The following is a 12009-nucleotide window of genomic DNA, read 5'->3' as shown; positions in this document are numbered from 1 at the left end:
GCTCATGTGGTGGATCTTCTAGTGGGCTTCTTATCCGTGGGCTGTTATCCGTTATCAGGCGACGGTGTAGGAGCGTGCTCCTGTCCCGGCCAGCCCGCCGGCGTCGACGATCAGGTACTCGGGGCGGATGGGGTGTCCGTCGAGCCAGGACTCGAGGATTTCCCGGGCACCGGCCGCGTAGCGGGCCTGCGCGGAGAGGGTCGATCCGGACACGTGCGGCGTCATCGCCTCGTAGGGCATGGTGCGCCAGGGATGGTCGGGCGGTGGCGGCTGCGGATACCAGACGTCGCCGGCGTAGCCGGCCAGTTGGCCGCTGTTCAGGGCCCGGACCACGGCGTCCCGGTTGACGATGAGCGCGCGTGCGGTGTTGACGATGTACGAACCGCGCTTCATGAGGCCGATAAGTTCGTCGTCGAACAGGTTCTGCGTCTGCGGGTGCAGGGGTGCGTGGATCGACAGCACATCGACCGAGGAGGCAAGAGAGCGGGCGTCGGGGTGATAGGTCACCTCCAGCTCCTCCTCGACCTGTGAAGGCAGCCGGTGCGGGTCGCAGTAGTGCAGGGTGACGTCGAAGGGCTTGAGGCGGCGCAGCACGGCTTGGCCGATGCGGCCGGAGCCGAGGATGCCGACGTGCATGCCCTCCAGGTCGTAGGCGCGCGAAACGCTGTCGGCGATGTTCCAGCCCTGCTTGGCGGTCACCCAGTCGTGGGCGGACATGTAGTTGTGCACCAGGGTGAGGATCTGCATGACGGCATGTTCTGACACGCTGATGCTGTTGCTGTAGGTCACCTCGGCCACGGTGATGCTGTGGGAGATGGCGCTGGGCAGGTCGACATGGTCCGACCCGATTCCCGCTGTGATCGCCAGCTTGAGGTGGGGAGCTGCGGCGATCCGCTCGGCGGTCAGGTAAGCGGGCCAGAAGGGCTGCGAGATCACCACGTCGGCGTCGGGCAGCTCCCGGTCCAGGGCGGAGTCCGGTCCCTCCTTGTCGCTGGTGACGACATAGGTGTGACCCCGGTCCTCCAGGAACCGGCGCAGCCCGAGTTCCCCCGAGACGCTGCCGAGCAGCTCCCCCGGGGTGAAGTCGATGGCTTCCGGGGTCGGCGCGGTCTGTCCCCCCGGGTAGCCGGTAATGGTGGGAATCTCGTCGCGGGCGTAGGCGGGAGGGTAGCCGCCCACGGGATCGGGATAGAGCACCGCAAGGATCTTTGCCATGGCTGTCCTCCATCGGCGGGGCAACTGCTCCGGTAGACCGGCCGGGCCTTTCCGTCGAGACGCGAGGCACTGGATTTCTGGCTCGCGAGAGCGGGGCGCTGCCGGCAATCAAACTGACCCTCGCCAACAATCCTAAATTTAGTCGAGCATGCGTCGGCGCTGCAATCCCCTGGGAACAATGGGTGATGTATGCCGGCAGCTAAGATGCGGCTACTTTGTTGAGGCCTGCGGCAGTGATTCGAGCGATCAGAGTGTACGGAGACATCTGATGCGGGCGGACGAACCCGGGCCGGAGAGGGAATGCCGAGCGCCCGCACACATTGTAGGTGCCGAGCGCCTGCCGATCGCCCCGGACGCAGACCAGAGAGTGCGGGCGGGTTCAGCCGTCCCCACGGCGGCCGGTGAGCGGTTCTGCTCGCGCCTGCACAAGGGCGTCCTGGCGGCGATCGCGCTCGGTGGCTTCCTGGGCGGGATGGCCCGTTACGCACTGGGGCTGGCCTTTCCCACACCTGAGGCCACGTTTCCGTTGACGACCTTCGTCGTCAACGTGTCCGGGTCGTTCCTGCTGGCGCTGCTGCTGGTGTACGTGCTGGAGGTCTGGCCGCCGACCCGGTACGTGCAGCCGGTCGCCGCCATCGGGTTTCTCGGCTCCTTCACCACCTTCTCGACCTGGATGGTCGACACCGATCGCCTTCTGGGCGACGGCCACTACCCTGCGGCGGCATGCAACGTGTTCGGCAGTCTGCTCGCGGGTCTGGCCGCCACCGGTCTGGGCCTGGCAGTCGCCGGATTGCGCTGGCCAGACGGGCACGGCTCGCCGCGGGGCGCGGTCACGCCCGCCGGTACGGCTGGTGGGGACGGTGATCACCGTGCTCGCGGTCGGCCTGGCGGCCGCGGTCGGGGCAGTGGCGCGCTACGTACTCAACCAGTATGTGCAGCACCAGAGCCCAGGGGCGTTCCCGCGCGGGACATGGCTGATCAACATCACCGGTTCGTTCGTGCTGGGACTCCTGGTGAGCCTCGGCGCACGGCACGGGCTACCGGAGGAGGTCGTGACGGTCGTCGGCGTCGGTTTTTGCGGCGCCTATACGACGTTCTCCACATTCAGTTACGAGTCGGTCCGCCTGTGCGAGGAACGAGGGGTCGGACAGTCCCTGCTGTACGGCGTGTCAAGTCTCGCGGCGGGTCTGCTCGCAGCTGCGGCCGGGCTCGGCATCGGGTCGCTCTGAGAGCGGAGGTAACCGTCCCGATGGTGCCGCGCGCAAAAGGGGCTGCCGAATCGTCTGTGATTTGACACGTTGATTTACCGGACGTCTCCTTGAAAGGGAGAAACGATGTGGCGTGTGCTCATCAGGGCCCGCCTCAGACGTTCAGCTCGGCTGGCGTCCACCGGCATCCGGAGGCTGCTGATGGCAACCTATGAATACCTATGCAGCCGCTGTGGTCCTTTCGACGTGAAGTTGGCGATCGGAACGGCGCCCAAAGTTAACGACTGCCCAGTTTGCGCAGGCGCTGCGAGACGTGTGTACTCCTCGCCCAGCTTTGCGCTGACCTCGAGCACGGTCGCCGCCCTCCATGACCGGGAGGAGCAGGCCCGTGAGACCCCGGCAGTTGTCTCCGAAGTGCCGCCACGTAAATCGGTACCACAGCACCCGCACCCCGCGCTCTCGCGGTTGCCGCGTCCTTGAGGGAAGTGGTCGACAAGGCAAAACATCTCAGGCGGGTTTCGACGTCGGAACACGAACGTTGTACTTGACTCGGTGCGCGGAATGCAAAATTGCGTGATTCTCGGCTCATCGGGGGCCCCGGCGCGACGGCATTCCGCCCCCACGCGGACTGAGGAGGTGCGTCCCCGTGGGAAACGTGGGATTGCTCTTCGTAGGTGCGGTGCTCTTCATCAATGGGTTGCTGCTTCTCGGCAAGGTCGATGCCCGGTCGGGTGCGGTGTTCAACCTGTTCGTAGGGGCGCTGCAGGTGCTGACGCCGACCTACCTCATCTTCACGGCCGACGGTGACCCCAACAAGATCCTGGCGGCATCCGGCATCTACCTGTTCGGCTTCACCTACCTGTATGTAGGTATCGGCCTGCTTGCCGGTCTCGACAGTACCGGCGTCGGCTATTACTCGCTGTTTGTGGCAATTGCGGCCATAGGATACTCGTTCGTCAATTTCCGGCTCTTCAAGGATTACCCCTTCGGAGTCATCTGGCTCTACTGGGCATTCCTGTGGCTCCTGTTCTTCCTGCTGCTGGGTCTCAAGATGACCAGCCTCACCACCTACGTGGGCTGGGTCACCGCGATCCAGGGCTGGGTCACCGGCGTGATTCCCGCAGGGCTGCTGCTCTCCGGCTACTGGAAGCACACCACCGAAATCGCCATAGCACTGGGAGTCTTTGCCCTGGTGTTCGTCGTGCTGTGGCCGCTCACCCGGAAATCACGGCAGGCCACCCGCGCCGCATCGGCGGCCGAAAGCGCGGGCAGCGCGGCATCCTGACCGGATCAGAAAAAAGGAACTGTCATGCCCGAAATTCTCTTCACTGTGGACCACAGTAAGTCGATGCGTGACCAGGATGTTCCGGGACACAACCGGTGGCACCCGGACGTCCCCACCGTCGCCATGGTGCGGCCAGGAGCGGAGTTCCGCGTGGAGTGCCGCGACTGGACGGACTGCCAGATCGGCAACAACGACTCCGCAAACGACGTGCGCGACATCGACCTGACCATTCCGCACATGCTCAGTGGCCCGATAGGCGTGGAGGGCGCCGAACCCGGCGACCTGCTCGTCGTGGACATCCTCGACCTCGGCCCCGTTCCGCAGCAGACCGGGAGCGCGGCGGGTCAGGGCTGGGGCTATACCGGAATCTTCGCCAAGGCCAACGGCGGCGGCTTCCTGACCGACTACTTCCCGGACTCCTACAAGGCGATCTGGGACTTCCACGGCCAGCGGGCGGTCTCCCGGCACCTTCCCGGGATCAGCTTCACCGGAATCACTCACCCCGGGCTGTTCGGGACCGCTCCGTCCGCCGAGATGCTCGCCCGCTGGAACGCCCGCGAGCAGGCGCTGATCGACACCGACCCGAACCGGGTCCCGCCGCTGGCCGTACCGCCGGACAGCACCAACGCGCTCGCCGGCACGGCCACCGGAGACCTCGCGCGGCGCATCGGCGAGGAAGGCGCCCGCACAGTGCCGGCCCGCGAGAACGGCGGCAACCACGACATCAAGAACTTCACCCGGGGCTCGAGGGTCTTCTACCCCGTACACGTCAAGGACGCCAAGCTCTCCGGAGGAGACCTGCACTTCAGCCAGGGCGACGGAGAGATCACCTTCTGCGGCGCCATCGAGATGGGCGGCTTCATCGACTTCCACGTCGACCTGATCAAAGGCGGCATGGAGACATACGGCATCTCCACCAACCCCGTATTCATTCCGGGCAACGTCGAGCCGAGGTACACCGAGTTCCTCACCTTCATCGGGATCTCCGTCGACCACGACACGGACACGAACTTCTACCTGGACGCGACACTGGCCTACCGCCGCGCCTGCCTCAACGCCGTCGAATACTTCAAGAAATTCGGCTACAGCGGAGAACAGGCCTACCTCCTGCTCGGCTCCTCACCCATAGAAGGACGCATCAGCGGCATCGTCGACATCCCCAACGCCTGCTGCTCGCTGTACGTACCCACCGCCATGTTCGACTTCGACGTCCGGCCCACCCCCGCCGGACCGACGAAGGCCGACCGCGGTCAGTGCGCGTTGTCCACCGCCTGACAGCATCCCGACTCCGGCTGACCAAGGACATCCGCAGCTTCGGTGCCCTTGATCAGCCGGACTGGTCGCGGTGCGCGACCGACTCGGTCAGTGTGCGGGCGGCAGAAGGGACTGCTGACCGGACCAAAGCCGACCGACCGCGCAAGAAGGGATCGAAGACACCTCACGTTGCTATGCCGTCAAGTTCGCGGAGTGAGTCTCCGAACACTGCGCGGTCGTAGAGCCGCTGGTGCCTGTCGTTGGCGTCCGGTCCGGGCTGGGTCAGCACCGGGGTCGGGTCGGTCGCCACGTAGAACGCGAATCCGGCGGAGGCGATCAGCGTCAGAACGAGCCGCAACGGCGTGACCTTCCACACCGGACGGCTCTCGGGCACGTCGTACACGGAGGTGCGGGAACTTCGCAACCGTGCGATTGAGCACCGCCCACCACGACCTTTTGCGCATCTCAGTGGGCCCATTCGGCGCATCGCGCTCCCCCTGCGGATCCGGCCCCGCGCCGCCGCCGGGCCCGTCATTCGTCCCATGGCCAGCGCCCCGGCGCAGACCCTCTTGCTGCTGATCATCCCGATTGCGCTGCCACACCGGTGCCTTGCCGTACGGGTAACCGCAAACTCCGCGCCGTGCAGTAGCGGATTGGGTGCCATTGGGGTGTTTTCACCCCGGTCTGCCGGTTAAGGGCATCAGTAGCCACCGAGGAAGCAGGAGCGCAGAGATGATCACCCGAGAGCAGATCCCCACCGTGCTGGACCACCCCGTCCACGACGCCGAGGGACACAAGATCGGCGACGCCAGGCATGTCTTCCTCGACGACGTCACCGGCCAGCCGGAATGGGTCAGCGTCGAGACCGGCCTGTTCGGCGCCAGTGAGTCCTTCGTCCCCACACGTGAAGCCACCGTGGTCGAGGACCACCTCGAGGTCCCCTATACCAAGGACACGGTCAAGGACGCTCCCAACGCCGACGTCGACGCCGGCGGCCAACTGTCCGAGGAGGAGGAGCACCGCCTGTACGAGCACTACGGCATCGCCTGGGACGAAGCCTGGCAGCAGGCCAACCAGCCCGGCCAGGGCGGATGGGCCCACACCGGCCCCCGGCCCTCCACCGACACCGCCACTACCGACACCGCGCTCGACTACGACGACACGACCGCCTCGGGCATCGCCCGGAGCGGCAAAGAGCACGTCGACACCACCGCCCCGCAAAGCGACAGCGACTACGACGACACCACCGCTTCGGGCATCGCCCGAAGCGGCAAAGAGCGCGCCGACACCATCTCTGCCGGCTCCGACAGCTCCGGGGACGATGAGGCAATGACGCGCCCGGAGGAGCAGATACGCGTCGGCACCGAACGCCGTGAAGCAGGACGGGCACGGCTGCGCAAGTACGTGGTCACCGACGAGCAGCAGACCCTCTCCGTGCGCCGCGAAGATCCCAGGTCATAGCAACCGTCTGAGCCATGGCTTCGCGTCGTCGCCGCCGGTCCGACCCTGCTCTGGAACGCCGGCTCGCGGGATCTGTCGCCGGGCCGACTCGCGTTCAGCCCCGCAGCCCCGGAGGCAGCGTTCCACCGCTCCGCCTTACCCACCACCGCCGGCCCGTCGGGGACACCCGACCACGCGGATACCCCGTATGGGTCAGGAAGGCCTCGATGACCTTCTGCGCGGGCCGGTGCGGCCGCACCGCCATCAGTACCGCGTCCTTTCCGTCCGGCAGCGGTGGTGCCACCAGGGCGACTTCGTCCCCGGACCGTAGACGCAGCACCAGTCCCCGCAGCCGGTGCTCGTCCCCGGGCACGGTACGCAGGCGCGCGTGCATTTGGTCCTGCGCCGGAGAGTGCAGGCGCACGTGGGCCAGCAGTGCCCCGCGTTTGAACTCCACCCAGCGACCAAGCCCAAGGCTGCGGAACGGCGGCTCCTGCCATGGCCGCAGCGCGTCCAGACGTTCCAGCAGACGCCGCAGGAAGTCCCGGATCGACGGCTCGTCATGCGGCTGCCAGGACAGGTCCTTCTCCCAGGCGTCCACGGCGAGTGCCGCCTCGATCCCTGAGTACTGCTCTTCCGTGGTGAGGTCGTAGAACGACTGCTCCAGGATCATGCGACTGATGCGCTCGACTTCCTGATCGCCCAGTTCCCGGCTGAACTGCAGGCAGTAAAGGATCGCTTCAAACACCCCGGAATACATGCACGCAGTATGACGACCCCGCTCTCCGCCCACGTGCCGGTCTGAACCGGCGCCCGCGCCGCCGTGACGGTCAGGGCCTGCTCGGGGCCCCAGGCCTTGGCCAGGCTCGAGCGACCTTCCACGGCCCCGCGACGGCCTTAGCCGGCCGGGCCCCCTTTCGTGGTGATGTACCCCCGACGCCAGACGGTGGACGTTCCTGTTCCAGGCCGGACTCCCCGCAAGATCGGCGAGCAGGGCTTTGATCTCAGGCGGGCCTCGGCGGTTTGATCCAGCCCAGCGACCGCTCTACGGCTCGCTGCCAGTTCTCGTACTCCGACTCCCGTCGCCCGGGGTCCATGTCCGGCAGCCATTGGGCAGCCCGGTGCCAGTTGCGGCGCAGGACCTCCAGGTCCGGCCAGTATCCGGCGGCGAGCCCGGCAGCATAGGCGGCGCCCAACGAGACCGTCTCGGCGACCATGGGGCGCACCACGGGCACGTCGAGCACGTCGGCCAGAAATTGCATGAGCAGGTTGTTGGCGGTCATGCCGCCGTCCACCTTCAGCTGCTTCAGGGCGAGCGAGGAATCGGCGTTCATGGCGTCGACGACCTCTCGCGTCTGCCAGCCGGTGGCCTCCAGGACGGCTCGGGCCAGGTGTCCCTTGGTGATATACGAAGTGAGGCCGACGATGACACCGCGTGCGTCGCTGCGCCAGTGGGGTGCGAACAGACCGGAGAAGGCAGGGACGATGTAGCAGCCGCCGTTGTCCTCGACGGTGCGCGCGAGGGTCTCGATCTCCGGTGCGCTGCTGATCAGTCCCAGACGGTCGCGGAACCACTGGACCAGCGAGCCGGTGACGGCTATCGAACCTTCAAGGGCGTAGACCGCAGGCTGGTCCCCGATCTTGTACGCGACGGTCGTGAGAAGTCCGTGCCGGGACCGCACGATATCGGTGCCGGTGTTGAGCAGCAGGAAGCTGCCCGTTCCGTAGGTGCACTTCGCATCGCCCGGGGAGAAGCAGGTCTGGCCGAACAGGGCCGCCTGCTGGTCGCCGAGGGCGGCAGTGATGTGGACGCCTGGGAGGACGGAGCCGGCCTCGCCGTACCTCTCGGCCGAAGACCGGATCTCCGGCAGCATCGAGCGGGGAATCCCGAAGAACGCCAGAAGCTCCTCGTCCCAGGTGAGCGTGCGGATGTTCATCAGCATGGTGCGGCTGGCGTTGGTGGCGTCCGTGAGGTGCAGGCCGCCGACCGTGCCACCGGTGAGGTTCCAGATCAGCCAGCTCTCCATGGTGCCGAACAGCACCTCGCCCTCCTTGGCACGCTGCTCCAGCCCCTCGACGTGGTCGAACAGCCAGCGGATGCGCGGAGCCGAGAAGTAGGTCGAGGGGGGCAGGCCGCAGCGCTCGAGGAAGAATTCGTCTCCCGGCTGGTTTCTCAGGGCCTCGACGAGCGGTGCGGTGCGGGTGTCCTGCCAGACGATCGCCCTGCCCAGCGGGGTGCCCGACCGCCGGTCCCAGAGCACCGTCGTCTCCCGCTGGTTGGTGATGCCCATGGCGGCGACCTCTCCGGCGCCGACGCCGGCCCCGGACAGGGCCTCGGGCACGACGCGCTGCAGATTTCGCCAGATCTCGACGGCATCGTGCTCGACCCAGCCAGGCCTGGGGAAGTGCTGCTGGTGCTCCCGCTGGGCGACCGAGGCCAGCCGCCCGTGGTGGTCGAAGAGAATGCATCGGGTGGAGTTCGTGCCCTGATCGATGGACATCACATACCGTTCAACCATGATCGGGTCTGCCTTCCGATGTATGGAGGAGGCGGTGGCGGGCTTACCAGCGAGCTGCGCCCAAGTCTCTGGAGATCGCCCGAGCGGCCTCGCGAAGCAGGGTGATCAGGGTCGGCCGGGGACGACCCTGGCTGTCACAGATCCGCTCGACCGGGCCGGACACCCCGATGGCGCCCACCGCGAGGCCGCCCTGCCCCCGGATCGGCGCGGCGACACCGGCGTCTCCCATGCTCATTTCCTGCACCTCGCCGGCCCATCCGAGTTCCTGGATCTCGGCGAGCGCCCGGGTGAGCTCCTCCGGGACGACCAGGGTGTGCCGGGTGTACGCCTCCAGCCCGGCTTCCAGTGCCGGCTCGATGGGCGTGGTACCGAAGGCCAGCAGAATCTTGCCGAGCGAGGAGGCGTGCAGAGGGAGAAGCGAGCCCACATCCAGGGTCTGAAGGGTGTCGTCCGGCCGGAAGACGTGGTGGACAACGAGGACCTTGCCCTCCAGGGGCGTACCCAGGCGGACCGCTTCGCCACTACGGGCGGCCAGGGCATCGGCCCAGTTGATGGAGCGCGACCGCAGCTCGTTGACGTCGAGGTAGCTGGTGCCGAGGTGAAGCAACGCCGCCCCGAGCTGGTACTTTCCGGTCGCCGGGTCCTGTTCCACGAAATCCACGTGCTGGAGAGTGCGCAGAAGGCCGTGGGCGGTGCCCTTGGCCAGCCCGAGCGACGCCGCCACCTCACCGAGTCCGAGTCGCCGGGGACCACCGGCGAGCAAACGCAAGATCGCCGCCGCCCGTTCGATCGACTGGACTGGGCCGGCCATGAAGCGATCATATTCCCGCCATGCAGGTCCGGTCTTTCGCACCGACGTCGGACGCGTTCGGTAATGCCGACCGCCATTCATTGACCGGCCTCGCTCTGCCTCCATAACGTCGGCTCATGCCAGGTCCGGCGGGATGATCACTGGAGGAAGCACATGGCGGCACAACTCAACACGATGCTTCCGGAGCGGGCCGAGTACGTCCATTCACTGCCGCCCGTTCCTGGGGCCGTCTCGGCCATGCGCCGACGTGCGCGCGCTGTCCTCGCCGACTGGAATTTGTCCTCGGACGTCGCCGAGGACGCGATCCTGGTGATCTCGGAGCTGCTCACCAATGCGATCGTTCATGCCCTGCCCCCGGCGGAGCTGCGGCTGTCGTGGGTCCAGGTGGACGGGCTCAGCGCCCTGCGCGTCGAAGTCACCGATGCGGGACCTGCGCTTGCGGCCGGGCAGTCGCTCGTGCGGGTCGACCCGGACGAGCAGGGGCGTGGCCAGGGCATCGTCCACGCTCTGGCGGCTCGACACGGAGTACGCGTCGAGTCCTACGGCATCATCCGGTGGGCGGATCTGACCGTGGCGTGAGAATCGCGCCTGCCTCACCGGCCGCGCATTCCCCGACAGCCGGCGCCGGGCGCGGCAAGCGACGCCCCGTCGTACGTACGCCTCTGGCCCGTCCCCCCTGCCGGACCCCGGCGGCCAGGCGCCGGCAAAAGCGGCAGCCGCTGTCCGGCGCTCATCCCGGAGCGCCCCCAGTTCACGGCCCCGGCTGGTTGCAGCGGGAGATGCTACGGACGCAAGCCGCTGGGCACCCTTGAACAGCTTCATGGGCGGCGCGGATGCTCCCGCTGGTCCGCTCGACATGTGCGCGCCGCGCCCCTGCCACATGCTGTAGGCATGCTCAACGATGCTCAAGAGGCGGTCCACCCCGCCCCCATCGTCGTCCTCCCTGTCGTGCCGGACGACCCGCCGTACCGCGTGGTGGAGATCAAGGGGGAGGTGGCCGGGACGGCCCACGACATGCTGGACGTGATCAGACTGGCGCGCCAGGCGGAGCTGACCCATATCGACCTCGACGATCCCGCGGTCGTGAGATGGATCGGCGGGGACCAGTACAAGTGGGTCCCCTGAGTGGGGAGTTTGCCTCAGAGTCAGAGGCAGTCAGGGCATCTGATCTAGGTGACTCCTCCCCGCCCTGAAGGACGGGGGTTCTCGCTATGCCGGGTTGGCGTCGCGACGGACCAGCCCGGCCCGTAGAACGTTGAGAGCGCCCACCGTGTCAGCGTGCGCGTGGTGGCCGCACGGGACGCAGTGGAACTTCTCCTGTGTGGGCCGGTTCTCCTTCGCGGTGTGCCCGCATTCGGGGCACTCGCGGGAGGTGTTGCGGGGGTCCACGGCGATGACTTCCCGTCCGGCGCTTTCAGCCTTGGCGTGCAGGATCGTCAGGAACACCCCCCATCCGGCATCGTTGACCGACCTGTTGAGCCCGGCTTTGGCGGCGGCCCCGTTGGGCAGGAAGGTGCCCGGCCGGCCGGGGTCGGGCTTCGGTGCGGGGGCCTTGCTCATGTTGCGGATCTTGAGGTCTTCGTGCGCGATGAAGTCGTGTGCGCGGACCAGGTCGAGCGCGGTCTTGTGTGCGTGGTCGAGCCGCTGGCGACGCACCTTGCCGTGAAGCTGGGCAACCTTCTCCACCGCGCGCTGGTGGCCCGCGGTGCGGTCCTTCGCCTTGCGGCGCGGGAACCGGGACAGGGCCTGCTGCGCTGCCTCAAGTTTCGCGGCAGCCGTCCGGCCATGGCGCGGGTTGGGCACGAACTCGCCGCCTGAGTCGGCGAGGAAGTTCGCGATGCCCAGGTCGATGCCGACCACGGAGCCGGTCGCGGGCAGCGGTTCGGGCTGGTCCTGCTCGGCGGTGAGCACGACGAACCACTTACCGCCCTCGCGCTTGACCGACACGGTCTTGACCCTGCCGACCACGGCGCGGTGCTGGTTGACCTTGACGTGGCCGACGCCCTGGAAGCGGACGCGGGTGACAGGGCCGTGCGGGGTGGAGTTCCACCGGCAGCCGTCGCCGTCCTTCGGGAACTCGACCGTGTCGAACCAGTTCGCCCCACGCAATCGCGGGTATCCCGGCGTCTGTCCGGCCTTGACGCGGCGGAAGAACGCCTGCATCGCCTTGTCCAGGCGGCGGAGCGTGGCCTGCTGCGAGGAGAACGACCAGCGCCCCTGGCGTTCCGGGTCGAACGCCCGGATGTCCTTGAGCTGCGCCGACTGGTTGCCGTAGCG

General features: G+C 67.3%; 13 protein-coding genes and 1 pseudogene. 8 read left to right on the top strand and 6 right to left on the bottom strand.

Annotated elements, in window-relative coordinates; translation table 11 throughout:
* Window positions 1-54: 54 nt before the first annotated feature.
* Window positions 55-1215, bottom strand: coding sequence for an NAD-dependent formate dehydrogenase (locus AB0M62_RS27090; RefSeq protein ID WP_366076910.1), 1161 nt, complete (start codon window positions 1213-1215; stop codon window positions 55-57).
* Window positions 1216-1363: 148 nt separating this feature from the next.
* Here AB0M62_RS27090 and AB0M62_RS27085 point away from each other — a divergent pair.
* The 5 genes and pseudogenes from AB0M62_RS27085 to fmdA form a co-directional block, all read left to right on the top strand.
* Window positions 1364-1933: pseudogene (locus tag AB0M62_RS27085) on the top strand (CrcB family protein); the annotation flags it as partial.
* Between the two features lie 133 nt (window positions 1934-2066).
* Window positions 2067-2444 carry a fluoride efflux transporter CrcB gene (gene crcB, locus AB0M62_RS27080; protein WP_366076909.1) on the top strand — a complete coding sequence of 126 codons (378 nt, stop codon included), beginning with the start codon at window positions 2067-2069 and terminating at the stop codon, window positions 2442-2444.
* A 105-nt stretch (window positions 2445-2549) separates the two neighbouring features.
* Window positions 2550-2903 carry a zinc ribbon domain-containing protein gene (locus AB0M62_RS27075; protein ID WP_366076908.1) on the top strand — a complete coding sequence of 118 codons (354 nt, stop codon included), beginning with the start codon at window positions 2550-2552 and terminating at the stop codon, window positions 2901-2903.
* A gap of 166 nt (window positions 2904-3069) precedes the next feature.
* A complete protein-coding gene (locus AB0M62_RS27070; RefSeq protein WP_366076907.1) occupies window positions 3070-3708 on the top strand; it encodes an AmiS/UreI family transporter in 639 nt (212 codons plus the stop codon).
* Between the two features lie 24 nt (window positions 3709-3732).
* Window positions 3733-4983, top strand: a complete 1251-nt coding sequence (gene fmdA / locus AB0M62_RS27065) for a formamidase (protein ID WP_366076906.1) — start codon at window positions 3733-3735, stop codon at window positions 4981-4983.
* A 163-nt stretch (window positions 4984-5146) separates the two neighbouring features.
* Here fmdA and AB0M62_RS27060 read toward each other — a convergent pair whose 3' ends face one another.
* The gene (locus tag AB0M62_RS27060) at window positions 5147-5356 is read right to left on the bottom strand and encodes a hypothetical protein (protein WP_366076905.1); all 210 of its coding nucleotides are present in this window, start codon (window positions 5354-5356) and stop codon (window positions 5147-5149) included.
* Between the two features lie 338 nt (window positions 5357-5694).
* On the opposite strand from AB0M62_RS27060, the gene AB0M62_RS27055 reads away from it, so the two are divergent.
* A complete protein-coding gene (locus AB0M62_RS27055; RefSeq protein ID WP_366076904.1) occupies window positions 5695-6423 on the top strand; it encodes a DUF2382 domain-containing protein in 729 nt (242 codons plus the stop codon).
* 94 nt (window positions 6424-6517) lie between these two features.
* On the opposite strand, the gene AB0M62_RS27050 is transcribed toward AB0M62_RS27055, so the two are convergent.
* The 3 genes from AB0M62_RS27050 to AB0M62_RS27040 form a co-directional block, all read right to left on the bottom strand.
* Window positions 6518-7162, bottom strand: coding sequence for a hypothetical protein (locus AB0M62_RS27050; protein ID WP_366076903.1), 645 nt, complete (start codon window positions 7160-7162; stop codon window positions 6518-6520).
* A gap of 244 nt (window positions 7163-7406) precedes the next feature.
* Window positions 7407-8921 carry a glycerol kinase GlpK gene (gene glpK, locus AB0M62_RS27045; protein WP_366076902.1) on the bottom strand — a complete coding sequence of 505 codons (1515 nt, stop codon included), beginning with the start codon at window positions 8919-8921 and terminating at the stop codon, window positions 7407-7409.
* A 43-nt stretch (window positions 8922-8964) separates the two neighbouring features.
* Complete coding sequence (locus tag AB0M62_RS27040; protein ID WP_366076901.1) at window positions 8965-9732, bottom strand: IclR family transcriptional regulator; 768 nt, start codon at window positions 9730-9732, stop codon at window positions 8965-8967.
* Window positions 9733-9885: 153 nt separating this feature from the next.
* On the opposite strand from AB0M62_RS27040, the gene AB0M62_RS27035 reads away from it, so the two are divergent.
* A complete protein-coding gene (locus AB0M62_RS27035; RefSeq protein ID WP_366076900.1) occupies window positions 9886-10311 on the top strand; it encodes an ATP-binding protein in 426 nt (141 codons plus the stop codon).
* A 312-nt stretch (window positions 10312-10623) separates the two neighbouring features.
* Window positions 10624-10857: a hypothetical protein gene (locus AB0M62_RS27030; RefSeq protein WP_366076899.1), complete on the top strand. Its 234-nt coding sequence runs from the start codon at window positions 10624-10626 to the stop codon at window positions 10855-10857.
* Window positions 10858-10941: 84 nt separating this feature from the next.
* Here AB0M62_RS27030 and AB0M62_RS27025 read toward each other — a convergent pair.
* A partial coding sequence (locus tag AB0M62_RS27025; protein ID WP_366076898.1) for a transposase occupies window positions 10942-12009 on the bottom strand: 1068 nt, incomplete at its 5' end.

It is taken from the genome of Streptomyces sp. NPDC051219 (genome assembly GCF_040682335.1).
Classification (GTDB): domain Bacteria; phylum Actinomycetota; class Actinomycetes; order Streptomycetales; family Streptomycetaceae; genus Streptomyces.
This window is presented reverse-complemented; position numbering and strand designations above follow the sequence as displayed.